This window comes from Kribbella sp. CA-253562 (assembly GCF_050942265.1).
Taxonomy (GTDB): domain Bacteria; phylum Actinomycetota; class Actinomycetes; order Propionibacteriales; family Kribbellaceae; genus Kribbella.
Genome location: NZ_CP192049.1, coordinates 5,762,255 through 5,787,525, shown reverse-complemented (window position 1 = coordinate 5,787,525; position 25,271 = coordinate 5,762,255). Strand labels below are relative to the sequence as shown.

The 25,271-nt window shown below is 65.5% G+C and carries 17 protein-coding genes and 3 rRNA genes; 13 read left to right on the top strand and 7 right to left on the bottom strand.

Translation table 11 applies throughout. The features are described from left to right. Positions 1-298: 298 nt before the first annotated feature. The gene (locus ACQPXM_RS27225; protein ID WP_432938417.1) at positions 299-1,123 is read right to left on the bottom strand and encodes an aldo/keto reductase; all 825 of its coding nucleotides are present in this window, start codon (positions 1,121-1,123) and stop codon (positions 299-301) included. Positions 1,124-1,250: 127 nt separating this feature from the next. Here ACQPXM_RS27225 and ACQPXM_RS27220 point away from each other — a divergent pair, with 127 nt between their 5' ends. The 6 genes from ACQPXM_RS27220 to ACQPXM_RS27195 all read left to right on the top strand — a co-directional run bounded on the left by ACQPXM_RS27220 (position 1,251) and on the right by ACQPXM_RS27195 (position 8,359). Next, positions 1,251-1,880 (top strand): hypothetical protein, encoded by a 630-nt coding sequence (locus tag ACQPXM_RS27220; RefSeq protein ID WP_432938414.1) that lies wholly within the window; start codon positions 1,251-1,253, stop codon positions 1,878-1,880. A gap of 159 nt (positions 1,881-2,039) precedes the next feature. Further along, positions 2,040-2,966 (top strand): hypothetical protein, encoded by a 927-nt coding sequence (locus ACQPXM_RS27215; RefSeq protein WP_432938412.1) that lies wholly within the window; start codon positions 2,040-2,042, stop codon positions 2,964-2,966. A gap of 87 nt (positions 2,967-3,053) precedes the next feature. Next, a complete protein-coding gene (locus ACQPXM_RS27210) occupies positions 3,054-3,713 on the top strand; it encodes a Crp/Fnr family transcriptional regulator (RefSeq protein WP_432938409.1) in 660 nt (219 codons plus the stop codon). 37 nt (positions 3,714-3,750) lie between these two features. Continuing rightward, positions 3,751-4,740 (top strand): hypothetical protein, encoded by a 990-nt coding sequence (locus ACQPXM_RS27205; RefSeq protein ID WP_432938407.1) that lies wholly within the window; start codon positions 3,751-3,753, stop codon positions 4,738-4,740. Next, positions 4,737-6,884 (top strand): hypothetical protein, encoded by a 2,148-nt coding sequence (locus ACQPXM_RS27200; protein WP_432938405.1) that lies wholly within the window; start codon positions 4,737-4,739, stop codon positions 6,882-6,884. The genes ACQPXM_RS27205 and ACQPXM_RS27200 overlap by 4 nt, the downstream gene beginning before the upstream one ends. Continuing rightward, positions 6,884-8,359, top strand: coding sequence for a hypothetical protein (locus ACQPXM_RS27195; protein ID WP_432938403.1), 1,476 nt, complete (start codon positions 6,884-6,886; stop codon positions 8,357-8,359). Before ACQPXM_RS27200 ends, ACQPXM_RS27195 begins: the two co-directional genes overlap by 1 nt. 56 nt (positions 8,360-8,415) lie before the next feature. Here the strand turns inward: ACQPXM_RS27195 and ACQPXM_RS27190 are convergent, their stop codons facing one another. Continuing rightward, positions 8,416-8,685, bottom strand: coding sequence for a hypothetical protein (locus tag ACQPXM_RS27190; RefSeq protein ID WP_432938401.1), 270 nt, complete (start codon positions 8,683-8,685; stop codon positions 8,416-8,418). A 137-nt stretch (positions 8,686-8,822) separates the two neighbouring features. Between ACQPXM_RS27190 and ACQPXM_RS27185 the strand changes: the two genes are divergently transcribed. The 7 genes from ACQPXM_RS27185 to rrf all read left to right on the top strand — a co-directional run bounded on the left by ACQPXM_RS27185 (position 8,823) and on the right by rrf (position 17,535). Continuing rightward, positions 8,823-9,176, top strand: a complete 354-nt coding sequence (locus ACQPXM_RS27185) for a helix-turn-helix domain-containing protein (protein ID WP_432938399.1) — start codon at positions 8,823-8,825, stop codon at positions 9,174-9,176. 64 nt (positions 9,177-9,240) lie between these two features. Further along, complete coding sequence (locus ACQPXM_RS27180) at positions 9,241-9,414, top strand: KTSC domain-containing protein (RefSeq protein ID WP_432938397.1); 174 nt, start codon at positions 9,241-9,243, stop codon at positions 9,412-9,414. Between the two features lie 147 nt (positions 9,415-9,561). Beyond that, positions 9,562-9,789: a hypothetical protein gene (locus tag ACQPXM_RS27175; protein WP_077012639.1), complete on the top strand. Its 228-nt coding sequence runs from the start codon at positions 9,562-9,564 to the stop codon at positions 9,787-9,789. A 171-nt stretch (positions 9,790-9,960) separates the two neighbouring features. Beyond that, positions 9,961-11,295, top strand: coding sequence for a serine hydrolase domain-containing protein (locus tag ACQPXM_RS27170; RefSeq protein ID WP_432938394.1), 1,335 nt, complete (start codon positions 9,961-9,963; stop codon positions 11,293-11,295). An 860-nt stretch (positions 11,296-12,155) separates the two neighbouring features. Beyond that, a 16S ribosomal RNA gene (locus ACQPXM_RS27165) occupies positions 12,156-13,673 on the top strand. Positions 13,674-14,147: 474 nt separating this feature from the next. Further along, positions 14,148-17,274: ribosomal RNA gene (locus tag ACQPXM_RS27160) — 23S ribosomal RNA — on the top strand. 143 nt (positions 17,275-17,417) lie between these two features. Continuing rightward, positions 17,418-17,535: ribosomal RNA gene (rrf, locus tag ACQPXM_RS27155) — 5S ribosomal RNA — on the top strand. Together the 16S, 23S and 5S rRNA genes form the textbook arrangement of a ribosomal RNA operon. A 559-nt stretch (positions 17,536-18,094) precedes the next feature. On the opposite strand, the gene ACQPXM_RS27150 is transcribed toward rrf, so the two are convergent. The 5 genes from ACQPXM_RS27150 to ACQPXM_RS27130 all read right to left on the bottom strand — a co-directional run bounded on the left by ACQPXM_RS27150 (position 18,095) and on the right by ACQPXM_RS27130 (position 25,262). Further along, complete coding sequence (locus ACQPXM_RS27150; protein ID WP_432938392.1) at positions 18,095-18,748, bottom strand: hypothetical protein; 654 nt, start codon at positions 18,746-18,748, stop codon at positions 18,095-18,097. Positions 18,749-19,608: 860 nt separating this feature from the next. Next, positions 19,609-22,779, bottom strand: coding sequence for a chromosome segregation ATPase (locus tag ACQPXM_RS27145; RefSeq protein WP_432938389.1), 3,171 nt, complete (start codon positions 22,777-22,779; stop codon positions 19,609-19,611). Then, positions 22,776-23,429, bottom strand: coding sequence for a hypothetical protein (locus tag ACQPXM_RS27140; protein ID WP_432938386.1), 654 nt, complete (start codon positions 23,427-23,429; stop codon positions 22,776-22,778). The genes ACQPXM_RS27145 and ACQPXM_RS27140 overlap by 4 nt, the downstream gene beginning before the upstream one ends. After that, complete coding sequence (locus ACQPXM_RS27135) at positions 23,422-24,075, bottom strand: hypothetical protein (RefSeq protein WP_432938384.1); 654 nt, start codon at positions 24,073-24,075, stop codon at positions 23,422-23,424. Before ACQPXM_RS27135 ends, ACQPXM_RS27140 begins: the two co-directional genes overlap by 8 nt. Then, entirely contained in the window at positions 24,072-25,262 is a 1,191-nt protein-coding gene (locus ACQPXM_RS27130) for a hypothetical protein (protein ID WP_432938382.1), read from the bottom strand. The genes ACQPXM_RS27135 and ACQPXM_RS27130 overlap by 4 nt, the downstream gene beginning before the upstream one ends. Positions 25,263-25,271: the final 9 nt, after the last annotated feature.

The window sequence follows — 25,271 nt, the reverse complement described above, 5'->3', positions numbered from 1 at the left end:
GCCGGTGTGCAGTGCTCCTGCGACCTCGACAACGTTTTCGACAACGTCCTCGACAACGACCTCGACAACGACGCCGTGGGCAACGCCAGACCAGTGATTTCGGCTGGCCCCGAGGCGGGTTCGGTTGATCCTGAGGCGGGTTCGGCCGGTCCCGAGGAGGCGGGTTCGGCTGGGTCCCGAGGCGGATTCCGCGCGCGCCGGGTTCGGCTGGTCCCGCGCCGGGTTCGGCTGCTTCCGCACCGGGTTCGGCTCGTTCCGAGGCGGGCCGGTTCGCCTCCGTACCCGAAGGCCGGCTCGCTCAGTGTCCGGTGCGGTCCGAGTCGGCGGCCGTCGACCCGGTCCCGTCGAGCGCCGACAACTTGGCCAGCTCCTCGTCGGTCAGCTCGAAGTCGAACACGTCGAGGTTCTGCGCGAGGCGCTCCCGGTTCGCCGACTTCGGAATCGGTACGACGTCCAGCTGCACCTCCCATCGCAGTACAACCTGCGCCGGCGTCTTCCCGTACTTCTCCGCGAGCTCCACGACAACCGGCCGCTGCAACAGATCGCTGCCCTTGCCCAGCGGGCTCCACGCCTCGGTGACGATTCCATGCGCGGCATGGAAATCGCGGCTGTCCTGCTTGGTCCAGATCGGGCTCAGCTGAATCTGGTTCACCTCGGGCGCCTCGCCGGTCTCGTCGATCAGCCGCTGTAGGTGCGCCGGCTTGAAGTTCGACGTACCGATCGCGCGGACCAGGCCGGCCTCGCGCAGCTCGATCAGCCCGCGCCAGGCGTCGACGTACTGGTCCTGGTCCGGGTTCGGCCAGTGGATCAGCAGGAGGTCGAGGTAGTCCAGCCCGAGCTTCTCCGCGCTCGCTTCGAACGCCGTCCGCGCGCCTTCGACGCTGTGCCACCGCTTGTTGAACTTCGAGGTCACGAACAGCTGCTCGCGCGGAGCGCCCTTCAGCGCACGGCCGACGCCCACCTCGTTGCGGTAGTTCTCCGCGGTGTCGATCAGCCGGTAGCCGAGCTCGAGCGCCGTGGCGACCACGCGCTCGGCCTCGTCGTCGTTCATCGGTGACGTCCCGAGCCCGAGCTGCGGCAGCGCGGTCCCGTGACGCAACGTGACGGTCGGGGCAGCGCTCATCGGGCTCCTCCTCGGCTGGTCGATCTCGGATCACCGTATCCGCGGACCCCACGGCCAAACTGTCGGGATCCTGGGTCATGATGATTCCGGGCCACCGAGGCAGGCCCGGGGAGCGAGGGGGTTGGGGATGAGGAACCGGCTGATCACGCTGGTGGATCTTGGTCTGGACAGCTCCTTCGACGCGTCGATGACGTTCGTCCAGGGCGTGGTCGGCAACGTCAACGCGGGCTGGAACGCTCCGGTGATCGACGTGAACTTCGTCCGCACCCGCGACCACGAGACGGCGTTCTCCGCACTGACCACCCCGTCGACCGTGCTGCACGTGATGGCGCACGGGGACCACAGCGAGGAGCCGTCGTTCCTGTCCACCGACGGGCAGACGCAGGTCTCGCTGAGCGCACTGGCCGACTGGTTCCTGGATCGGCAGTGGGGCATCTCCAGCGGCGTGGTGATCGCCGACGGCTGCAAGACCGGCATCGGCAAGTGGCAGCGCGCGATTCGTGATTGCCTGCAGGACGACATCACCTACATCGGCACCAGCACGGTGGTCGGCTGGTACGAGGCGACGGTGTTCTGCTCGGCGTTCTACGGTGCGCTGATCCGCAACCGCGGCCTCGGCAAGAGCCCTGCCGAGCAGGGTTGGGACGCCGCGAACCGCGCGATCAGCGCGTACGAGACGTTGACCGACGCCCGCTGCCCGTACAAGCCGGTGGTGCTCACTCCGTCGCGTCGCGCCCTGCGCTCCCTGACCGGTTGACGCCTCCGTTCTCACGGAGTGGAAGCGACACGCAGACCAGTCGCTACCGTGCGTCGACCATGTGAGACTTTCTGTGCCTCTGACCGACTGCCCAGGACCAACAGCGGGGACTCCTCCAGCCGGGCACGCCGGCCGGTACTTGCGTTGAAGGAATCCCTGATGAAGCTCGACAAGAACACCCTCCTGCTGTCCGCCGCGGTGGTCGCTTTCCTGTATCTCCTTGCTCTGGTCATAGGGCTTCCCGGCTGGGTCGCCGTCATGCTCGCCGTGGTCCTGCTGCTCGCCGTTGCCGTGCTCTACAGGGAGCCCGTCGCCAAACCGGCTCCGATCACCGTGCAGACCCCGGTGACCCCGCCGGCTCCGACCCCGCACGCGAGCCACGACCTCGACCCGGTCTTCTCCCTCCCGCCGACCCGCACGATCGCCGACGTACGCCTCCCGTCCGCGTCGCCCGATTTCCAGTTCAGCTTCTCCGCCGTCGTCCACTGGTCGACGGTGCTGTCCGGCTCCCGCCACGCCGACCTCGGCAGCGTGGCGGTCGACGCTTTGCTGAACCGCGCCAAGGCCCTCACCGCTGGCCAGCAACCCACCGAGGAAGCCCTCAACCAGCACCGCCTGGCCGCCCTGCTCGGCGAACCGGACCTGGACGACCGCGGTCAGGTCCGCACCTGGGCCACCGAAGTCCGGCTCCGCCTTCCCGAAGCCGACAGCAAGCACCTCCAGGTCCTCGCCGCCCTCCATCGCCGCGAACAAACCACCCTGCTCGAACGCCGCATGGAACGCGACGAACGCGCCTACCTCCGCGACGAGGTCCTCGCCACTCCGGGTTCGGCGGCCGTCTGGTGGCTGGTCAACAACCCCGGCAAGGTCGAGCAAGCCGTCGACATCCTCGAAACCCTCGCCCAGCTCTCCGCGGTCGCCAACACCGACGAACTCCCGTCCCGCCATCCGAACCCCTCTCTCACCGCAGCCGACCAATCCATCGCGGAACTCGCCACCGCTCTCAACCACTCCGAAGACCCCCGCCCCACCAACTACCGAGAACAGTTCTTCGCCGAAAAGCCGTCCCACTCCGATCAGACCTGATCCGACGACACGCGCCCACCCACTACGTTCTGTGATTCGTGTGAAGCTTTCGGTGGCTCTGGCGGACGTGAGGCGCGGAGATGATCGATGGCGGCAACGAACGGGACGTTCCAGGAATTGATCGGCCCTGAGGCGTGGCGCTCGTTGTTAGCGACGGGTTCCCTGCGGAGCTTCCAGCCGGGCCGGTCGATCCTGAGGCAGGGGGAGCTCGGCGGATTCCTCTTCGCCGTGGAATCGGGCCGCGTCAAACTTCTAGCGAGTGCTGCGGATGGCGTTCAACTGGTCCTCACCGTCCGTGGCGGAGGCCACCTGATCGGCGAGCTGGCCGGTGACAGCGACGGCACCCGTACGGCGTCGGTCGTGGCCATCGACCGATGTACCGCACGCTTCCTGACCCAGGCCGACTTCGACCGGTTCCTGTACCGGCACGACCTGCACGGATCTTTTCGCCGCTACGTCACCGGCAAGTTCGAACAGGCAGTCGGCCGCCAGGTCGACCTAGCCCACCGTCGCGCCGTGCGCCGAATCTCGCGCCTGCTCCTCGACCTGGTGCGCCTGGCGCCCGACGGTCTGCCGGACGCGCGTTATATCCCCTTCACCCAAGAGGAACTGGCCACCGCGCTCGGAATGGCTCGCAGTACGGTGACCGACCAGCTGAGCAAGCTTCGCGAGTCCGGCGCCCTGGCGCCCGGCCGTCAGCTGGTCGTTGCCGACGTGGATCGCCTAGCCGAATGGGCCGAATCCTGACGTGCCGTCCGGGCGACTGCTCAGTTGACCCAGACAGGTGTCCCAGCTCACGGTCCCGTTGTCCGATTTCGGACAACGGCCCAGTTCTGTTCTCGAAACCCTGGTCTCACCAGCCGCCAACCGAGGAGACGCCATGACCACGCCCCAAGAACCCGGCTTCACCCCCGTCGCCGAGCTCCCGCCGTACCGTTCCTTGCTGGTCGTCGACATGAAGGACTACAGCGGTGCGACCGGCCGCCAGCAAGCACATCTCAACGCAGTCATGCCCGACATCCTTGAGAGCGCATTCGTTCGCTGTGGGCTCGAGGCCGTCTGGCACGAGACGACCTTCGCCGACTCGACCGGAGACGGGTACGCGATCGGGCTGCCGGCCAAGCGACTGCCGTTTCTCCTGAATCCGTACCTCGAAGCACTGCAGAACGAGCTCGCCGATCGCAGCTCGTCGTTGTCCGCAGCCGGATTCCAGCCGATCCGCATGCGGGTCAGCGTGACGGTCGGTCCGGTCACCGACTCGGGCCGAGGACTGGTCTCCGACGGTGCGGGCACCACCCGAGTCGAACTGCATCGCCTGCTGGACAGCGAGCCGGTCCGTGACTTGTTGAAACGGTCCGGCGAGGCCACCCGTGTTGCCGCGATCGTCTCGTCGCGCGCGTTCGAAGACGCGGTGGTGGGTGGCTACACCGACGAGGACCCCGACCTGTACGTCGAGGCCCCGGTCACCGTCAAGAAATACCAGGGCTTGGCATACCTGCGGGTTCCCTTGCCGTCTGGAGATCTGCTGCGCAGCGGTTTTCGCCGCGCAGAGGACGATTCGAACGCCGCGCCGCACGAATCGAAGCTCGCCGATCGCCCGCCACGGCAGGCGGCGTCCGTCCAGGCGAACGACCACAGCCACAACCGACGAGGCGGCATCGGCAACATCACCGGCAACGTGCACTCCATCGTCACGGATCCGACCGGCCCAACTCACACCGGAACCGGGCACCAGTACTTCGGCAGCGGCTCGCATTCCCCAGAGCAGCGATGACCGCCGAGGATCTGGTTCGCCCTGACCACGGTGGCCCGGTCGAACAACCGGGGCAGGGACGACGCGGCGGGGTCGGAGATCTTTCGGGCGATGTTCGTACTGTGGTTTCCGACCCATCAGGACCGTTACACAGCGGCGACGGATCGCAGTTCCTCAACCACGGCGCGGGCTCGCAGAACAACCACAGTGGCGACGGAACCCAGGTGAACGTCAGCGTCGGATCGTTCGTTCTCGGCGCGTTGGAGAACCTCGGCTCCGGACCCTCGATCCGGCAGCAGATCGGGCTGCGGGGAACCGCGGACGACATCGAGTTGCTCCGCGCGGTCTTCGTTCCTCCGCACGGCTTCGCAGACCTCACGGAACGGTTTCGTCCACCGGGCAGCACGGTGATCCTCAGCGGTCCGCCGGGCAGTGGACGCCGATCCGCGGCGAAGATGTTGCTGTGTCCCACACCGGAGGATGTCGGAGCGCTTCGACTTCTCGCCGGCGAGGACTTGCGCGGCGACGAGCGGTTGACGGCCGACGATGTCACCACCGACGACCGCATGCTGCTGGACCTGTCGACTCAGGACGAGAGCAGTATCGCTCAGTGGGAGGCTGAGGTGCGTCGTTGCGTGGGAATCGCTCACCAGCGGAAGGCGCACCTCGTCGTCCTGATCCCGGACCGGTCCGACAACGGGATGCACGACGATCTGAAGGTACATCTGGTCCAGATCGTCCGCCCGGAACCGTGGAAGGTACTAGAGAAGCACCTCGGCGTCGCCGACCTTCGGCTGTCTCCTTCAAACGTATCGGTCGAGGACTGTAAGGCACTGTCGCAGTTGCCGCTGCGTGGCGTCGCCGAAGTTGCGAGCCTCCTGGCCGAGACGCGGCAGCAGTTTGACCAGGACGCTGCCTGGTTCAGCAGCGCAATGGCCAGTTCCGCCGACCACGAAAGGGCAGTCGTCGATCTGGTGAGCAGTCTGGAAACGGTGGAACAGCGGACTCTGCTGCTGACCGCCGCGATGCTGGAGGATGGCAGGGCTGATGCCGTCTTCCACGCCGAGAATCGCTTGCAGAAGGCGCTGCGCTACACCGCTCACAGCGATCAGCATCGGTTGGCCGAGGAGGGGTTCACCGATCGGCTGCGAGCGTTCCGCAAGACGCTCAAGCTCTCTCCGGACGGGGCCGTGGGCTTCGTCCAGCTGACGTTCGGCACGGCGGTGCTCACACACTTCTGGGATGCCTACCCGGACCTGCGCGAAGATTTCGGGTGGTGGGTCGGTGACTGCCATCTCTGGCGTGCCACTCGTCCGCAGGATCGGCTGGCTGTGGTCCTGCGCTTCGCAGACCAGGCCGCACGGACCGGGCAGCTGAACGAGCTCTACAAGATCGTCGAGAGCTGGGCGGACAACGGACGAGGCGAAGAGCCGGGCCGATTGGCCGCACATGCCATGGCTCAGGTCCTTCGGCACGAACGGGCCGGCCAGGCGGCAAGGGCGCAGCTCTACCAGTGGTCTCGTACGTCGGGATTGTCGGTAGGACTGGGCCGAATCTTGGTCGAGCTGTGCACAGAGGTCGTCGCAGCAGGTCATCTGAAGCAGGCGTTGATCCGCCTCTGGTGGCTGGCTGATCGTCAGGTCGTGCGGGCGGAGGCTCGACGCGGTATCGCCGATCTGTGTGCGGAAAACCGGGCACTTGAACAGTTCCTCCAGGTGCTGACCGACCGGGAGCGCTTCAACGCCGATCTCTGCCGATTCGTTCTCTCGCCGGAGCGATTGGCATCGCCGTGGGACCGAGCGGCTCCGGTTCTTGTGCCGAGACTCGCCGAGCGGGTTGTTCGCGTCTGGCGCACTGCTGTCAACGACAGCGACGAAGAAGACTGGACGTCCGCGACAAGGCCCTGGCTCCGGCAGTACTACCGCCTCTCCGAACTGGGCGACAACCGGCGCGCAGCAGCGCTGCTGTCCCGCCTGATCGAGCTCTGCGCCGGTGAAGTCGATCGGCTGTCCGCGCTGTTCGTAATGAATCGTGCCTGGTTTCGCGAGTCAGGACAGATGCGCACCGGCTCACTCGACGTTGCCGCCACTGCAGTCGTCGATGCCGTCCACCGATCCCTTGGCGTCGCCCCCGATCGTCTGCTCCGCACAGAAAGAGTCCGCTGATGAAGCTGAACAAAAGCCTGGTTGTCGCAGCCGCCGCGATGTTGCTCGGCAACATCGCGGCCCTGGCGGTCGGTGCGCCCCGATGGGTACTCGCTCTGGGGACCCCGGCTGTGCTGTTGCTGGTCGCCCTCGTCGTGAATCGCAGGAGAGGTATGTCGCCCGTTCCTTCCTCGCCTTTCGAGGAGCAGACGGAACTCAACAACGAGACGGGCTCGCCGCCCGTCATCATGTCGACGCTGCTGCGAGGCATACGCCTACCGTCTGCCTCTCCGGACTACAACTACCTCTTCTCCGCCAAGGTGCAGTGGGTTTCGCTGGGTCCCGATTCGGCAGATGACGTCCGAACCGGCTTGGCCGTTGAGACACTGTTGAGGCGGGCGCGCAAAGCTGCTGCCGACTGCGTACCGGCTACTCAGGCGCCGGCCGAACATCTCACCGCTCTGCTCACCTATCCCGAGACGGACGACAAGCATCAGGTCAAGGTTTGGGCCACCGACATCCATGTCGCGGTGCCCTCCGAAGTGACCGATGAACTGCGCCGACTCCAGCAGCTCCGCCGGGAACAGGAAACGATCGACCGCGAGTACGAGCTTCGCCGGGACCGAAGTCGCTTCTTCCGCAACGAAGTCCTGGCTTCGCCCGGTTCAGCGACGGCCTGGTGGTTGGCGGCGCATCCGGAGGAGCTCGAACGATGCGCCGAGCTCTACCCCACCTTCAGCCGCCTCTCTGCCATGGCGAACGACAGGCTGGAGTCCTCTCGGCCAGCAGATGATCGCAGCAACGTATCGTGGATGACCGGAAGTCTCGACAGCGAGCCGAACAGTCACCCGGCCTTCGGCCACGCCAGGCAGGCAGACCCGCCGGTGCACCGTGTCACCGACCTGGAATCCGCAGTGGCGTTCCTGCTCGACGGTCATACTCCCTCCGAGAAAGCGCTGAAAGCCTCCTGCCTGGCCGCACTCGAAGCCAAATTCAAGCGCCCCGAACGAGCCGAACAGATCCTGGACCACTTCGGCGCTGAGCCGGCTTCGTCACTGACCGCCCCGAACATCGAGCCGACCCCCGAGACGCGCTCAGGCCCGCAGCCATCCGGGGCCAACCCAGACGCCACCACGCCACTGAACTCCGAAGCTGCGCCCGAAGAAGACGCTGGACACCAAGCAGCGGCAGTGACTCAGCCTCCGGAGCCAGCATCAGAGTCGCAGCTGAGTCAGGGCGCGCTACAACCGGAGCCAGAGGCCCAGTCGCAATCACCGGCGCACATCGAGCCCCGGGCACTTCTGCACGCACAGCGGAACCTCGTGCGACAGCCGGCGTCCGACTCGGACGAGCCGCCACGAGATGAACAGCCGTCCGAGGCTCAGCTCACCGACGGGGAGAAGACGACTGCTGCGCCGATGACCAACCGGCCCGCCTCGCAAACGCCGGTCAGCACCCCAACGGTCACGGAGTACAGGGAGTACTTCTCCGACTGATGGCGTGGGCTGATGGAGCCGTCTCCGGTGCGGGGGAGGGAGACGGCTCCACCAGGTCAGGGGTCGAGCCAGTGGATGGCGGTTGCGCCTTGGTGGCCGTGGACGGCGAGGAGGGCCGGGATGCCGTCCTGCCAGACGGTGGTGGTGGGGTAGTCGCCGGTCCAGCGCAGCGTCACGGTGCTGTCGGACCACTCGACGCCTTCGGCGACGATTCCGGTGCCGCTGACCCCGGAGATGTCGACGTGGCGGACAAGATGGAAGCGGCGGGGTGGGTTCCTGGTGGCGCGGCCGAGTTGGCGACGGCGGGTGATGGGGAAGCTGGTCATGGATCAAGTGAACGCTTCGCAGACCGGGCAGACCATGAACCGAACCGGTATCCACAGGGCACTTTTTGCGCACTCCGAAAGCGCTCGATCCTCGTACATTCCTTGGCAGACAGACCGACACAGCGAAGGAGTGGGCGATGGCAGTCATCGAGAAGTGGACCGGCCGGCACGCGCATGCCCTGCGGGAGGCGCTGCGGTTGACCAACGAGTCGTTCGCCGGACGCCTCGGGGTCGCACCGCGGACGATCACGAAGTGGAAGGAGCGGCCGGAGATGGTGCCGAGCCCCTATCTGCAGGACGCCCTCGACAGCGAGCTGGCGCAGGCGCCGGTCGACGTACTCACCCGGTTCACAGCCAACCTCGGTCTGCCGGACCAGCGGATCGCCTTGGACCAAGCGTCGATCGGGCAGCTCAACGCCGCGGTCACCGACCTGGCGCGGTTGCTGGCCCGCATCGAGCTGGGCGCGCTGCAGCAGCCGTCGGCACACTGACTACGATCCGAGCGCTACAGGTGAGGAGCTGACAATGCGGCGGAGGCCGGTGGACTCGTCGAGTGTGCGATCGATCGGATGGGACGACGGGACGCTCGAGGTGGAGTTCGTGGGTGGTGACGTCTACCAGTACTACGGCGTTTCCGAGTTCACGTACGCCGGCTTGGTGCGAGCCGACAGCATCGGCAGATTCATCAACACCCGGATCAAGCCGCACCACGACTTTCGGGAGGTGTGACGCCGCGCCTCCCGAAAGTGCAATGGCGGGACGTCCGGCAGCCTTGAACGACGACGGATCGCGGGGCGGTTGAGGCTGGGGTTTTCGCGGTGTCACCGGAGGGCACCAGAAGGTGGATCCACGGGGGAGCTCATCCAGGAGGTGGACATGCGCACTCGTAGAGCCTCTACGACCGGTTCTCGCGTCATCACGATCGTTGTGGTGGTTTGGCTGCTGATCGGCCTTGCGGCCGCCGCGCAGCGAAACTACTTCGGAGGTTCCGACGCCACCTGCGCGAAGGTGGGGACCACGTTGGTCACCATCGTCGCCGGACCGCTGAACTACATCGGCGCCAACCCGAAGGTGGACTGCGAAGCCCCGCAGCCTTCCAAGTAGCCGAGTTCAGCTACATCGACAGCACGTCCCGGCCACGGATGCATCGGCATCCGTGGCCGGAGCTTGCTTTGCCAAGTTCGGTGCCTGTGCCGGGTGGAGGTCAGCGCGTGTCGAGGCACGCGGGTCTCCGCGCGCCTAGGCTCCGAAAGCAGCCAACCCTGAGGAGCACGGGTGGAAACAGAGACCGACGTACTGCGTGGCCAGATCGCCGGGGAGCTCGAACGCTTCGCGGTCCCGGGCATCAGCTGGGCGGTCATCGACAGTGGCGGCATCGTGGGGACCGGAGCCACGGGGATTGTGGAGACCGGGGCCGCCGGCGCGGTGTCGTCGGGAACACTCTTCCAGGCATGTTCGATCAGCAAGCCGGTCACCGTCTTCGCGATGCTCCGGCTCGTGGACCGCGGACTGCTCGAGCTCGACGAGGACGTGAATCGCCGGTTGACGTCGTGGCGCGTTCCGCCGACCGGCAACTGGCAACCGGTCGTGACGCTGCGCCAACTGGCCAGCCACAGCGCCGGCCTGACGGTGCATGGCTTCCCCGGCTACCCGTACGGCGAGCCGCTGCCGACCACGATCCAGATCCTCGACGGGGTGCGACCGGCCAACACCTTCGGAGTCCGCGTCGACACGGTGCCCGGAGCCCAGTTCCGGTACTCCGGGGGCGGCACCGTGGTGATGCAGCAACTGCTCGAAGACATCACGGGTACGCCGTTCCGGGAGCTGATGAAGGAGCTCGTGCTCGAGCCACTGGGGATGGCAGACAGCGACTACGCGCAGCCATTGCCCGAGGAACTGCAGAGCCGCGCGGCGAGCGCTCACGACGAGCAGGGGCACGTAGTCCCGGGACGCTGGCACAGCTATCCCGAGCAGGCTGCCGCGGGGTTGTGGACGACGCCGAGCGATCTCTGCAGGTTCGCGTTGGGCGTGCAGGCGGCGTACGTGGGGGCAGACGGCGCGCTGCTCTCACCTGAACTCGCACGGGAGATGTTGACGCCCCAGATGCGCACGAGCGACCGACTCGGAGGACTGGACCACGTCGGACTCGGGTTGTTCCTCGGTGCGGAGGGGACGCGGTTCGGGCACAGCGGTGGGAACGCGGGATTCAAATGCCATCTGCTGGCCGATCGGGACTCCGGACACGGCGCCGCGGTGATGACGAACGGCGACAACGGCATGTGGGTGGTGCAGCGGACGTTCGCCGCGCTGGCATCGGCGTACGGCTGGAGTGGGTACGACGAACCGCTCGACGACTGGGATCTCCCGACCGACGCCGCGCTCGACGGACTGGTCGGGAGCTATCGGCTGCGCGGTGGGTTCGGGTTCGCGGTCGATCGCTCGGGCGGTGGGATCGAGGTGACCTTCGACCACCAGGAACCGATGAAGTTCATGCCGATCGACGGCACGGTGTTCGCCAGTTCGATGGTGAGTGCGCGACTGCGGCTGCGCGAGGACGGGCTGGTTTTCGAGCAGAACGGTACGCAGACCCTCTGCTCGCGCATCGGCTGAGTCGGCCCCCTTGTGCCGGGAATAGGTCGGGTAGGGGACCGGTTACATCTGATGCCGCCTGGTACATGACCCCCGGGCCTCACACTCAGCCGCTACGAGCGGCCACTCGCCGAGAGGCGTCTGCTGGGCGGTGCGGTACTCGATGGGTGGGTGACGAGCGATCGTCGCCCACCCATCACCCGTCTGAGAGCCGGACTTGAACGGGTCCGGCACTATGGATGGTGGACCTGGCGGAGACGTGAGGGCCGGCCCCGCGGGGACGCGGGTGACAGGTGTGACCAGAGGGACGGCACGACGTCGCGTCGATGTGGTCGAGCAGTACGCAGTACAGGTCCTGACAAAGGCCCGGAGCTCGATTTGCATCTTCACCGTGAATGTCAGTAATGTTCTTCTTGTTGGAGCGAGTGCGGGACGCGGAAGCGGCCGGTCGCTCTGAACAACTCCCTGAAGGTCACAGAAGCCGAGACGCGCCTTGTGCGGGTTTGGGTCGCTGAGACGCGCAGGGGGACTGGTTCGAAAGACCGGATTTGACCGGGCTTGTGCGAATCAGTAATGTTGGTCGAGTTGCCCCGGAGGTTCACGCGGAAGTGTGGAGCGCGGTGTGCGCCCGATTCTTGAGAACTCAACAGCGTGCCGAAAGTCAATGCCGAAATATGCATTAACCCCGTGCACAGGCTTCGGATGTATCTGTCTGCCCTGGTCTCTTCGAGATTTTGGGTGGTGGGTTGTCTGTTGTTCTGTCGCGGATTCCTTTGAATGTAATTTCTGGATTCAAGTCAGTTTGATTTGTTTCTGATTCAAAGGATCACTCAAAGTAGTCTGTTCTCCGCAATCTTCGGGTTGTGGTGGATATATAGATTTCAACGGAGAGTTTGATCCTGGCTCAGGACGAACGCTGGCGGCGTGCTTAACACATGCAAGTCGAGCGGTAAGGCCCCTTCGGGGGTACACGAGCGGCGAACGGGTGAGTAACACGTGAGCAACCTACCCTCAACTTCGGGATAAGCCTCGGAAACGGGGTCTAATACCGGATATCACCCTGAGCTTCATGGTTTGGGGTTGAAAGTTCTGGCGGTTGGGGATGGGCTCGCGGCCTATCAGCTTGTTGGTGGGGTAATGGCCTACCAAGGCGTCGACGGGTAGCCGGCCTGAGAGGGCGACCGGCCACACTGGGACTGAGACACGGCCCAGACTCCTACGGGAGGCAGCAGTGGGGAATATTGCGCAATGGGCGAAAGCCTGACGCAGCAACGCCGCGTGAGGGATGACGGCCTTCGGGTTGTAAACCTCTTTCAGCAGGGACGAAGCGAGAGTGACGGTACCTGCAGAAGAAGGACCGGCCAACTACGTGCCAGCAGCCGCGGTAATACGTAGGGTCCGAGCGTTGTCCGGAATTATTGGGCGTAAAGGGCTCGTAGGCGGTTCGTCACGTCGGGAGTGAAAACTCGGAGCTTAACTCCGAGCCTGCTTCCGATACGGGCAGACTAGAGGTAGGCAGGGGAGAGCGGAACTCCTGGTGTAGCGGTGGAATGCGCAGATATCAGGAAGAACACCGGTGGCGAAGGCGGCTCTCTGGGCCTTACCTGACGCTGAGGAGCGAAAGCGTGGGTAGCGAACAGGATTAGATACCCTGGTAGTCCACGCCGTAAACGTTGGGCGCTAGGTGTGGGGGACATTCCACGTCCTCCGTGCCGCAGCTAACGCATTAAGCGCCCCGCCTGGGGAGTACGGCCGCAAGGCTAAAACTCAAAGGAATTGACGGGGGCCCGCACAAGCGGCGGAGCATGCGGATTAATTCGATGCAACGCGAAGAACCTTACCTGGGTTTGACATATAGGGAAATCCTCCAGAGATGGGGGGTCCGTAAGGGTCCTATACAGGTGGTGCATGGCTGTCGTCAGCTCGTGTCGTGAGATGTTGGGTTAAGTCCCGCAACGAGCGCAACCCTCGTCCTATGTTGCCAGCACGTTATGGTGGGGACTCATAGGAGACTGCCGGGGTCAACTCGGAGGAAGGTGGGGATGACGTCAAGTCATCATGCCCCTTATGTCCAGGGCTTCACGCATGCTACAATGGCCGGTACAAAGGGCTGCGAAACTGCAAAGTGGAGCGAATCCCAAAAAGCCGGTCTCAGTTCGGATTGGGGTCTGCAACTCGACCCCATGAAGTCGGAGTCGCTAGTAATCGCAGATCAGCAACGCTGCGGTGAATACGTTCCCGGGCCTTGTACACACCGCCCGTCACGTCATGAAAGTCGGCAACACCCGAAGCCGGTGGCCTAACCCTTGTGGAGGGAGCCGTCGAAGGTGGGGCTGGCGATTAGGACGAAGTCGTAACAAGGTAGCCGTACCGGAAGGTGCGGCTGGATCACCTCCTTTCTAAGGAGCATTGACGCCGGCTCTTAGGAGTCCGGTGTCTACTCGTCGTTTCCTGGACGTCCGTTCCAGGGCGATGATGCTTCGGAATGTGGAACATTGACCATTAGGCCAGGATCTCGTCTGATCGACTTAGTACTGCCCGCTTTGGTGGGCGTGGAACAGGAGTGAGGACGGGTGAAAGGCCGAGGCGCGCTGTTGGGTCCTGAGGAATCGGGCCGGAGCTCTTCGGAGTGATGGACTGGTTTTTCAAGGCCGCTTCCATGCGGGATCTTTGCGGATCTGGTGTGGGGTGTGGTTGGGGCCGGCTCTCACCAAACTCCTGGTGTTGAGGTTTTGAAGGGTGTGTTGTTCCCCCTGATGGGCCTTTACCGAGGGTAGTGGTGGTAAAGAGGCGGTGTTCCTGCCCGTATTTTGAGAACTGTATAGTGGACGCGAGCATCTTTTGTAGCGATTTTTATTGTTCCTTTGTATGTGTGACAAGCTACTAAGGGCAATCGGTGGATGTCTAGGCACCAAGAGCCGATGAAGGACGTAGGAGCCTGCGATAAGCCCCGGGGAGTTGGCAACCAAGCTGTGATCCGGGGGTGTCCGAATGGGGAAACCCAGCTGGCATTCTAAAGCCAGTTACCAGTTCCTGAACACATAGGGTTCTGGAGGGAACGCGGGGAAGTGAAACATCTCAGTACCCGCAGGAAGAGAAAACAATAGTGATTCCGTGAGTAGTGGCGAGCGAAAGCGGATGAGGCTAAACCATGTGCGTGTGATAGCCGGCGTGCGTTGCGTATGTGGGGTTGTGGGAGCATTCAGGGCCTAATGCCGTGGGTCCAGGGAGTTATAAATCATTGTTGAAGTCGAACCGGTTGGAATGCCGGGCCGTAGTGGGTAATGGCCCCGTAGGCGTAAGACAGTGACTTCCGAGTGTTTTCCCGAGTAGCACGGGACTCTTGAAATCTCGTGTGAATCTGGCGGGACCACCCGCTAAGCCTAAATACTTCTTGGTGACCGATAGCGGACTAGTACCGTGAGGGAAAGATGAAAAGTACCCCGGGAGGGGAGTGAAATAGTACCTGAAACCGGTTGCCTACAATCCGTCGGAGCTCCTCACTTGTGGGGTGTGACGGCGTGCCTTTTGAAGAATGAGCCTGCGAGTTAGTGGTATGTGGCGAGGTTAACCCGTGTGGGGTAGCCGTAGCGAAAGCGAGTCTGAATAGGGCGTTTGAGTCGCATGCTCTAGACCCGAAGCGGAGTGATCTATCCATGGGCAGGTTGAAGCGCGGGTAAGACCGCGTGGAGGACCGAACCCACCAGGGTTGAAAACCTGGGGGATGACCTGTGGATAGGGGTGAAAGGCCAATCAAACTCCGTGATAGCTGGTTCTCCCCGAAATGCATATAGGTGCAGCGTCGCGTGTTTCTTACCGGAGGTAGAGCACTGGATGGTCTAGGGGGCTTACCGGCTTACCGAAATCAGCCAAACTCCGAATGCCGGTAAGTGAGAGCGCGGCAGTGAGACTGCGGGGGATAAGCTCCGTAGTCGAGAGGGAAACAGCCCAGATCACCAGCTAAGGCCCCTAAGCGATTGCTAAGTGGAAAAGGATGTGGAGTTGCCCAGACAACCAGGAGGTTGGCTTAGAAGCAGCCACCCTTGAAAGAGTGCGTAATAGCTCACTGGTCAAGTGATTCCGCGCCGACAATGTAGCGGGGCTCAAGCAATCCGCCGAAGCTGTGGCATTCACATTTGTACTCGGCTGGGTCTTCGGATCTGGTCCAGGTGTGTGGATGGGTAGGGGAGCGTCGTGCAGCGTGTGAAGCAGCAGAGTGATCTAGTTGTGGAGGCTGCACGAGTGAGAATGCAGGCATGAGTAGCGAATGACGGGTGAGAAACCCGTCCGCCGAATGATCAAGGGTTCCAGGGTCAAGCTAATCTGCCCTGGGTAAGTCGGGACCTAAGGCGAGGCCGACAGGCGTAGTCGATGGACAACGGGTTGATATTCCCGTACCGGCATTAACACGACCCGACCGAGGTCACTGATGCTAAGACCGAGAAGCTAGGCGGCCTTCGGGCCAAGTAGTGGATCTGTTGACCCTAGGTGGTATTAGGTGCACTAAGGAGTGACGCAGGAGGGCAGTCCAGCCGCGGCGATGGTAGGCGCAAGCTGATCCGCGGGCAAGGTGGTAGGGCGAGGCATAGGCAAATCCGTGTCTCATTGAGCCTGAGAACCGAGGCGGACCCGTTTAGGGGAAGTGGATGATCCCATGCTGCCAAGAAAAACTTCGTAGTGAGTGTTAGAGCCGCCCGTACCCCAAACCGACACAGGTGATCAGGTAGAGAATACCAAGGCGATCGAGTGAACCATGGTTAAGGAACTCGGCAAAATGCCCCCGTAACTTCGGGAGAAGGGGGGCCGGATGCGTTACACCACTTGCTGGTGGAAGCGTTGATGGCCGCAGAGACCAGGCCCAAGCGACTGTTTACTAAAAACACAGGTCCGTGCGAAGAAGTAATTCGATGTATACGGACTGACGCCTGCCCGGTGCTGGAACGTTAAGGGGACAGGTTAGCTGGTTTAGGCCGGCGAAGCTTTGAACTTAAGCGCCAGTAAACGGCGGTGGTAACTATAACCATCCTAAGGTAGCGAAATTCCTTGTCGGGTAAGTTCCGACCTGCACGAATGGCGTAACGACTTGGGCGCTGTCTCAACCATGGACTCGGCGAAATTGCATTACGAGTAAAGATGCTCGTTACGCGCAGCAGGACGGAAAGACCCCGGGACCTTTACTACAACTTGGTATTGGTGGTCGGTACAACTTGTGTAGGATAGGTGGGAGACTGTGAAATCCGGACGCCAGTTCGGGTGGAGTCATCGTTGAAATACCACTCTGGTTGTTCTGGCTGTCTAACTTCGGTCCATTATCTGGATCAGGGACAGTGCCTGGTGGGTAGTTTGACTGGGGCGGTCGCCTCCTAAAAGGTAACGGAGGCGCTCAAAGGTTCCCTCAGCCTGGTTGGCAATCAGGTGTCGAGTGTAAGTGCACAAGGGAGCTTGACTGTGAGACAGACATGTCGAGCAGGGACGAAAGTCGGAACTAGTGATCCGGCGGTGGCATGTGGGAGCACCGTCGCTCAACGGATAAAAGGTACCCCGGGGATAACAGGCTGATCTTCCCCAAGAGTCCATATCGACGGGATGGTTTGGCACCTCGATGTCGGCTCGTCGCATCCTGGGGCTGGAGTAGGTCCCAAGGGTTGGGCTGTTCGCCCATTAAAGCGGCACGCGAGCTGGGTTTAGAACGTCGTGAGACAGTTCGGTCCCTATCCGCTGCGCGCGCAGGAGACTTGAGAAGGGCTGCCCCTAGTACGAGAGGACCGGGGTGGACGAACCTCTGGTGTGCCAGTTGTTCCGCCAGGAGCACGGCTGGTTGGCTACGTTCGGGAGTGATAACCGCTGAAAGCATCTAAGCGGGAAGCACGCTTCAAGATGAGGTCTCCCACCGAGTTAATCGGGTAAGGCCCCCAGTAGACCACTGGGTTGATAGGCCAGAAGTGGAAGCGCCGTAAGGTGTGGAGCTGACTGGTACTAATAGGCCGAGGGCTTGTCTCAACACCACCTTCGGGTGGTCATACATTGAGACGATATTTGCTGCGTAAACGATGTTCGCGTTCACTGTACGGTTCCCGGAATACGGTCAACCCCAACCCTCTTCGTGAGTGGTTTGTGTGTGTTGGTTGATATTTCTATAGAGTTACGGTGACCATAGCGTCGGGGAAACACCCAGTCTCCATTCCGAACCTGGAAGTTAAGCCCGACAGCGCCGATGGTACTGCGACCGGGAGGTCGTGGGAGAGTAGGACGTCGCCGGACATTCACACTGTTAAGGGCCACCCCCACCCGGGGTGGCCCTTAACAATTCCCCCCACAACTTCTCTTGGGTCCGCGCCCGCGGCTCGTGCCGGCCTCCCGGTGCGAGGTAGCAGGCGGTAAGCGTCGGGTAGATGCGTGCGCGCGGAGGGCGACGTGCGACGGAGCGCTCCGTGGACTTGCGCGTTGCTGCGCTGGGTGTCGAGCGCCCGAGGTGCCGGGCGCTGGGTTAGGTGCCCCGAGCACCCATGGCGAGGTGCACGGCGGCGTGTGGAGCGCTGCATGGCGGGGAGCGCGGCGTGCCCGGAGCGCTGCATGCGTGGAGCGTGGCGGCAAATGCCGGGGCGCTGCATGGAGGTACGCGTGTGCCTGGTTGCCAAGCATTGCGGCAGGTACCTGAAGTCTGTCGTAGGCGCACGGAACGCTGCGGTACTGCCGCGAGCACTCCGGTCGGGGCCCCGAGCCAGCGGTAGGTTGCCGCGAGCGCTGCATGGAGCTAGGCGTGTGCGACAAAGAACCCCTTTTGAAGCGGTCGGCCTGGTGGTCGGCCGCTCTTGTGCGTTCAGAGGTCTTCGGGGCTGATTCCCACGAGGGCGGCCGCGGCGCAGATGTGCACCGGGGAGAGATCGATCGGGGCTACTGGGGCCTGGAGAAGGGTGCCGCGTTCGAAGGGGGTGAGGTCGATGTCGATGCCGTGGGCGCCGGCGACCATGCCGCGGACGTAGGTGAGCCAACCCATGGTGGGGATTCCGCGGCGGAACAGGCCGGCGGCGGTTGCGAGCTCGGTGTCGGCGATGCTTGCCCACTCGGGTTCCCAGATCGTGACTACTGCCCGGAGGACCTGGGCGAAGCGTTCCGACTGGGAGAGGGCGTCTTCGTCGCTCCAATGCAGGGTCAGCTGGTCTGACGCGGTGGTCAGGGTGCTGCCCATGGAGAGATCGAAGAGCCAGGGGAGTTCCCCGGTGCTCTGGAGGTGGAGTCTGGTGGTGCTGGAGCCGTTGGAGAGGACCTTGGTGGTCGCCTCGACCATTTCCTCCAGCGGCGTCGTGCCGTCGGCCTCGAGGACGTGGTAGCCCCAGCGTTCGTCCTGGGTCCAGGCGTGGACGTCGGGGAAAGCTACGGCGACGGCGGTCAGAGTGCGGCCGACACGGAGTGCGCGGTGCTCGACGGACTCGTCGCGGTGCGACCACTGGGCGCGCAGAAGCCAGGATGCCATCTCACGCCCTCCGATCGGTTACCGGCTGGAGTTGCCCCACGGACGGTACGCCGCGCGTGGAGGGGTTGGCCAGATGTGAGCGGTGGAGGCGGGTGAGATCCCCGGTCTGCAGACGCATCACGACTCTAGTGTGGCGGATCGGGTGCTGGGGGCTGACCACCGGGGTGGTGATTTCGGAGGATCCCGCTCTTAACCTCTGCCGGGCGGGTGGGATTGCCGTTCGGTGGGCGTACGTCGACGGAGGTGCCGCTTGCTGTGGGTGGCGATGCGGCCGGTGAGGCCGCGGGGCTTGAGGTCGCGGCGGCCGGAGAAAGACGAGTGGGCGGGTGGATGGGAGACGACGGTGGTTGGAGGGGATGCGCAGGTGAGGGTGCGTCGAGGGGTCGTCTGCGGTGGCAGGTCGTGTCCCGGCGTGGGGTGCGGTGGCAGGTCGTGTCCCGGCGTGGGGTGCGTCGAGGGGTCGTCTGCAGAGGCAGGACGTGTCCCCGCGCGGGTTAGGGTGCGTCGAAGGGTCGCCTGCGGAGGTAGGACGCGTTCAGGCGCGGGGCAGGGGTGCGTCGAGGGGTCGTCTGCGGCGATAGGACGCGTTCAGGCGCGGGTTAGTGCGCGTCGAGGGATCGCCTGCAGAGGCAGGACGTGTCCCGGCGCAGATGAGTGTGCGCCAACGGGTCGTCTGCGGAGGTAGGACGTGTCCAGGCGCGGGTTAGTGCGCGTCGAGGGATCGCCTGCAGAGGCAGGACGTGTCCCGGCGCAGATGAGTGTGCGCCAACGGGTCGTCTGCGGAGGTAGGACGCGTTCAGGCGCGGGTCAGGGCGCGTCGAGGGATCGCCTGCAGAGGCAAGACGCGTTGAAGGCGCGAGCTACGGTGCGTCGAGGGTCGGGGTGGGCAGGTCGAGGGTGGGTGCCGGACCCCGGTACGAGTCGAGCCAGTTGCGGAGGAGTTCCACGCGGGCGGCGTACTCCTCGTTGCCTTTGACGACCGGGGCCTGGTTGTACGGCATCGTGTCGGAGCTTCGGCGGAGTTTGACGTACAGGCGCGAGGAAGCCAAGGCGTAGCGTTCCATGTCGTCCTGGAGGGCGCCGATCACCGTGATGTTGCGGTCTCGGCCGATCTGCTCGAACAGGGCCACGGCTTCGCGGCGGTGCTGGGAGCCGAGGTTGCGGCCGAGTTCGTCGAGGATCAGGAGCAGGGGGCGGTCGCTGCCGCCGGCGAGGGCGGCTGCGCAGACCAGTTTGACGGCCTTTTCGTCCATCTGGGCGGTGTTGCCCTTGACGTTGAACGCCGAGAACGGGCCGCCCTCGGAGCGGCGCCACTTGGGCGTGACGGTCCAGCGCCAGGGCTTGTCGGGTTCCGACGGCGGGTCGGGCTCGGGGAACTCGAGCTTCGCGCCGTAGCCGCCGTACTGCTGGTCGAGGCGGTCGAACTCGTTGGAGACGAGCCGCAGGCGGGACTTGATGCCGTCGGCGAGGGACGCGCGGTGTGCGCGCGCGGTGCTCTCGGCCTCGGCGAGGCCTTCGCGGGCGCGTTCGAGGGCGGCGTTGCGCTCGGCACGTTGCGACGCGATCTGCTGTTGCTGGAGGCTGTCGAAGGTTTCGTGCTGGGCGAGGTGGCTGGCCAGGGTCCGCTGCAGCGCGGGGACCAGGCCGACGCGGGTGCCGAGGGTGCCGTTGGACCAGCCGTCGGGGCCGTTGAGGATCTCCCACAGCTCGGTCGGGATCTCCTCGCGGGACCGCGCGTTCGGGAAGCAGCGGCGGATGACGTCGTCGAGCTGGGTCGAGGCCTGGTGGTTCCAGTCGGCGGTGGTCCGGCGCTGGGTTTCGCTCGGCAGGTTGAGCAGGAACTCGGCCGCCTCTTCGGCGGTGCCGCCCCAGGCCGCCGTACGGGCGACGAGGTCGAGGTTGGTCTGCTCCTCGAGCAGGACCAGGCGGCGGCCGGCCAGCTCGTCGAGCAGGCGGTCGTGCTCCCGGCGGGTGGCCTCGAGGTTCTTCAGGCGCTCGTCGCGGACCAGTTGCTGGCCGGCGGCCGCTTCCGCGGACTCCTTCGCGGCTTGGAGCTGGGGAGCCAGCGAGTCGCGGTCGGACTCGTGGCGGTCGTTCTCCTCGCGCAGGGCGAGAATTTGCTCCTGCAGGTCGGAGGCGGTGCCGAGCGCGCGGGCTGCCGCCGTACGACGCTCGGCCTGCTGCACGCGGGAACGGGCCTGCTCCAGCGCGGCCGACGCCTCGCCGCGCGCTTCCACAGCAGCGTCGAGACGGCGCCGAGCGGCCTCGATCCGGGCGGTGCGACCGGTGATCGGCTCGTCGAACTGGCCGACGGAGATGACGCCGGCCGGTTCGTCGATCAGCTCCTTGGTGCCGCGCGACGCCAGGGTGGCGAAGAACGTGTCGAGCACAAACCGCGAGTCAGCCGAGGCCGGGCCGCTCTTGGGCCGCTTGCCAGACCCATCACCCGGACGGTTGGCCAACACGAGCAAAAACCCCGCGTACCCGGCCTCTGCCAGAGCCGAAGCGGCCAGCGAAGCGTCGTCGGCGTCGACGACCACCGCCTCGCTGTACGGCGCGAGGCGCGGCTCCCACTCGGCGCGATCGCCAGCGGGCAGCTCGGTGATGTCGGTCAGCGCCCCGCAGGCGATGCCCGCGTTCTCCAGGACCTGCTGCTGCGGCGCGGAGACGGTCTGCCCACTCTCCGCCTCCCGCAGCTCGGCCGTCGCCTGGTCGACCGCCATCCGGGCCGCGTGGTCGCGACCGATGTGCTCCTCCAGTACGGCGCGCGCCTCGTCCTGCTCGGCCAACGCGACGTCCAGCTCACGCCCATCGGCCGAGCGCCCGGCGTCGACCAGCCGGCGGTGCTCCTGGCCGAGCCGCTCCAGCTGCTCGCGGACCGAACGCTGCGCCAGATCCAGCTCCCGGTCCCGCGCGTCGAGCTTGTCGCGCTCCTGGCGCGTCAGCTGGACGTCGCGCAGCAGGTTCTCCTCGCTGCCGAACGCGTCGATCTCGGCGTCGATCGCCTCGCGCCGCGCCTCCTGCTCGGCGATCCGCTCGTCCAGCTCAGCCAGCTCGTGCAGGATCTCGGTGTTGCGCGCGTCGCCGTCGACCAGATGCCGGGCGCAGCGAGCCAGCCAGGACTCCTTCGCCGCGGCCAGGGCAGACCGGGCGGCGGCGCGCTGCTGGATGCCCGCCTCGACGGTGGCCATCTCCTGCTCCCAGCGCTGCAGGTCGGCGGCCGCCTGCTTGGTCGCCTCGCGCTGGGTGTGCTCAGCGGACCGATGCGCCTGCTCCTGCTCGAGCTCGCGGTCGAGCCCGGTCAGCGTGGCGATCGCGTTGAAGATCCGTGCCGGGCCGAGCTCGTTCAGCGGTTCGGCCAGCAGGTTGGCGGTCGGACTGGACCGCACGGAGGTCGACAGGAACGACACGCAGCGGACCTGGCCGCCGTACAGGACCTGGGAGAGCTTGTTCGCGTGGTAGTCGGTGCGGCCGTTGGAGTGGGGGAGTGCGGCCCACAGCGCGTCGGCGCCGGCCGCGCGCTCGGCCTCGGTCGCGCCGTACGGGACGTGCAGGCCGTTCTTCCAGCGCAGATCCAGGTACGACGCCTTGCGGTTGATCCGGATCCAGACGGTGATCGCGGCGGCCTCGATCTCGGCCAGGTCGGTCAGCTCGGGGTCGGAGAAGACGCCGACGATGTAGCCGCGGTCGACATTCGACCAGTTGCCCTCCTGGCCGGCCGCCTCGGCGGTGAACAGCAGCTCGGCAGCACCGGGAGCGCCGCTGGTCAGGCGCCACTGGTCGTCGGCGTGCAGCAGCGACAGCGCAGCGATCCACGACGACTTACCAGCGCCGTTGGAGTCCACCGGGCCCTGGCCCGCGACCGTGACGAGGCCTTGGGCAACCATCGGGACCGGGTGCGTCGACAGCCGGGACAGGTCGACGACCTGGACGCCCAGCAGCACCTTCGAGCCGAGGATGTCGAAGGCACCGTCGGCCGGCCCGTCCGCAGCCCGACCCGTGCTCGCCGCTGCGTTCGATGCTGGGCTCATGCCGCTCCCTCGTCTTCGGTGATGCCTTTGCGCGCGCGGATGGCCTCCGCGATCGGGCTGGCCGGTGCTGCCGCGAGGATCAGCTGGTCCTGCAGCCGGCGACGGGCGGCCGGGGTGAGTCGTTGGAGTTGCGGGCCGGGGATGTAGCTCGGGCCCCCGGAGTGGTCGCCGGACAGCTGGACCAGGCCGGCGGCGCGCAGTCGTTGCAGCGCAAGCCTCCGGTCCTCGCCGCTGATCCGCGTGGTGCGGAGTTCGTCGACGGTGGTCGGGCGGGCCGACTTCCAGCTGTCACCGGTGAGAATGCCCTCGCTGCGCGGGATCGCGACGGAGTGCACGAGGACCAGCACCAGTACGGCGCGGTCGACAGCGGACAGCGGCTGCCAGCCCTGCGCGGTCAGCGTCTCGGCGACGTCGTCGGCGTACCCGGAGGTCCAGTGGGTGCCGTCGACCTTGACCAGCGTTCGGCCGATCAGCGTGAGCATTTTCTGCACCTGGCGCCTCAGCGTTACGTCGCGCAGCCCGGGCAACTGGACCTCGGCGACCGGGTTGGCGGCGTACTGGACGGCGCTGAACGCTGCCAGCACTTCATCGCGGGAGCGGTCACTCAGATCGCGGAGGATCGGATCGAACAGCGCGTGCTGCTCAGTCATCGGACTCCTCCGGGGTGGCGGACGACGACTCCGGCGCCGCGTTCTCAGCAGTGGGCAGCGGATCCGCCGGAGTCTCCGGCTTCCGCTCCACCAGTACGGCGGCCGGCGGGTCCGGCAGAATCCGGCACACCTCGCGCAGCCCGGCGAGCTGGCTCGGCCCCCAGCTGATCGTGCGAGGGCCGAGTCGGACCTCGCCCACCTTCTCGTCCCACAGCAGCCAACTCGTCGCGTGCAACCGGCGAAGACTCCCGATGATCAGCGTCAGATCGCTCGACTGCTCGCGCCGCCCGCGCATCCCGGCGTACACCGCCTTGATCTGCGCCAACGTCCCGGTGACGCCTGGCCAAGCAGGCCCGTCCCGCTCCACCCAGCAGCACGCCACGCAGATCGACAGCACGCGGGCTGTCTCGTTCGGCATCTCGACGGCGACCGGGGGCGCACCGAGCTCCTCCAGTACGCCGTGGCCCGCGCCGGCCGGCAGCGTCGGCACCATCCACACGCCGGACCCGTCCGGCTCGACCGCGCGCGCCAGCCCGGCTACCGGAGGCGTGTCGACCGGGACCTTCACCGGCCCGCCGGACTGCACCTTCGCCCACCACAGCGCGTTGTAGAGGCGTCCGTTCTCCACGACCTCGCCGGCGCTCATCGGCTCACCCTCCGAAAGACGCCCTCGGTCGCCCAAGGCGTCCCCGCGGAAGGATCGATCCGCATCCCGTCCGACCAGACCAGCTCGTAGTCCAGTTCGTCGTGCAAATGCGCCGCGGTCAACTCAGCCAGGACCCGACGCGCGGTCACCCAGTCCCCGGCGTCGTCCACCACGTCGACGATGCTCACGCTCTCGCGCCCGGCCAGCACCCGCTCGGCCTCGGCGCGCAGATCCTCCCGATCGGTCGCCGCCGCCGACTCCGGCGCCTCGGTCTCCGCCGACGGCCGCGGCGGCGCCATCCGCGCCGTACCGGTACGGCGGCCCGTCTCGACCGCCTCCAGCATTGTCTCCGGCGAGAAGTCCGGCGCGGCCGCGTCGAACAGCAGCCCATCCAGTACGCCGGCCAAAACCTCGGGCTCACTGCTCCGCGTGAACGTCAGCCAGGTCTCGATCGGCAGCAACCCGAGCGCCCGGGTCGTCCCGGCTCGCTCGACCAGGCGTCCCGCGGCGAGCTGCACCGCGTCGGCGTACGCCGCGAGCGCCATCCGCAGCTGGGTGCAGTCGCGATGCAGCGCCGGCCAGCGCCCGAGCACGATCCGGTGCACGTGCTCGGCCTGCTCGATCAGCCGCTCGTTGCCCCAGGCGAGCTGCGCGTTCTCCCGCAGCTGCGCCGTCGTACTGGTCGAGACCAGGATGGCCAGCTCGTTGCCGAGCAGGCGGAAGACCTTGGTCAGCCGCTCGACCGAGGCGCGTCCCTCGTCGTCGGTGGCGCGCGGGTCGCTGACGCTGTGCGCTTCGAGCGTGAGCAGTTGGTGGAGCTCGGCCTGGCCGCCCTGCACCGACATCCGGCGCAGGAACATCAGCATCACGTACGGCGCGAACGCGGCGCGGTGACGCAACTCGTTCGGCCGGTCGACGAGCTTGGTGATCGCGCCGTACTGCCGCAGCACCTCGAACCGGCGGACCACCAGGTCGTGCGGGAACGCGCGGCACGCCTGGGTCGCCTGCTCGACGGTCATCCCGTCGCTGCCGGCCTCGGCGAACGCGTCGAGGATCGCCTGGTCGACGTCGAGCAGCTCGGGATCGACGATCATCGCGCCGGCCTCGCGGGCGAGTACGGCGAACACCTGCCGGTAGACCCGCAGCACCGCGGCTTCCGCCTCGGCGTCCAGCAACGTGGCGTCCATCGCACCTCC

Excerpts from the sequence above, each read along its gene's own strand:
- ACQPXM_RS27220 (WP_432938414.1), top strand. The coding sequence starts at position 1,251 with ATGAGGAACCGGCTGATCACGCTGGTGGATCTTGGTCTGGACAGCTCC.
- ACQPXM_RS27195 (WP_432938403.1), top strand. The coding sequence starts at position 6,884 with ATGAAGCTGAACAAAAGCCTGGTTGTCGCAGCCGCCGCGATGTTGCTC.
- ACQPXM_RS27135 (WP_432938384.1), bottom strand. The coding sequence starts at position 24,075 with ATGAGCGCCGGCGAGGTCGTGGAGAACGGACGCCTCTACAACGCGCTG.
- ACQPXM_RS27175 (WP_077012639.1), top strand. The coding sequence starts at position 9,562 with ATGCGCACTCGTAGAGCCTCTACGACCGGTTCTCGCGTCATCACGATC.
- ACQPXM_RS27225 (WP_432938417.1), bottom strand. The coding sequence starts at position 1,123 with ATGAGCGCTGCCCCGACCGTCACGTTGCGTCACGGGACCGCGCTGCCG.
- ACQPXM_RS27200 (WP_432938405.1), top strand. The coding sequence starts at position 4,737 with ATGACCGCCGAGGATCTGGTTCGCCCTGACCACGGTGGCCCGGTCGAA.
- ACQPXM_RS27150 (WP_432938392.1), bottom strand. The coding sequence starts at position 18,748 with ATGGCATCCTGGCTTCTGCGCGCCCAGTGGTCGCACCGCGACGAGTCC.
- ACQPXM_RS27130 (WP_432938382.1), bottom strand. The coding sequence starts at position 25,262 with ATGGACGCCACGTTGCTGGACGCCGAGGCGGAAGCCGCGGTGCTGCGG.
- ACQPXM_RS27190 (WP_432938401.1), bottom strand. The coding sequence starts at position 8,685 with ATGACCAGCTTCCCCATCACCCGCCGTCGCCAACTCGGCCGCGCCACC.
- ACQPXM_RS27210 (WP_432938409.1), top strand. The coding sequence starts at position 3,054 with ATGGCGGCAACGAACGGGACGTTCCAGGAATTGATCGGCCCTGAGGCG.
- ACQPXM_RS27145 (WP_432938389.1), bottom strand. The coding sequence starts at position 22,779 with ATGAGCCCAGCATCGAACGCAGCGGCGAGCACGGGTCGGGCTGCGGAC.
- ACQPXM_RS27185 (WP_432938399.1), top strand. The coding sequence starts at position 8,823 with ATGGCAGTCATCGAGAAGTGGACCGGCCGGCACGCGCATGCCCTGCGG.
- ACQPXM_RS27215 (WP_432938412.1), top strand. The coding sequence starts at position 2,040 with ATGAAGCTCGACAAGAACACCCTCCTGCTGTCCGCCGCGGTGGTCGCT.
- ACQPXM_RS27140 (WP_432938386.1), bottom strand. The coding sequence starts at position 23,429 with ATGACTGAGCAGCACGCGCTGTTCGATCCGATCCTCCGCGATCTGAGT.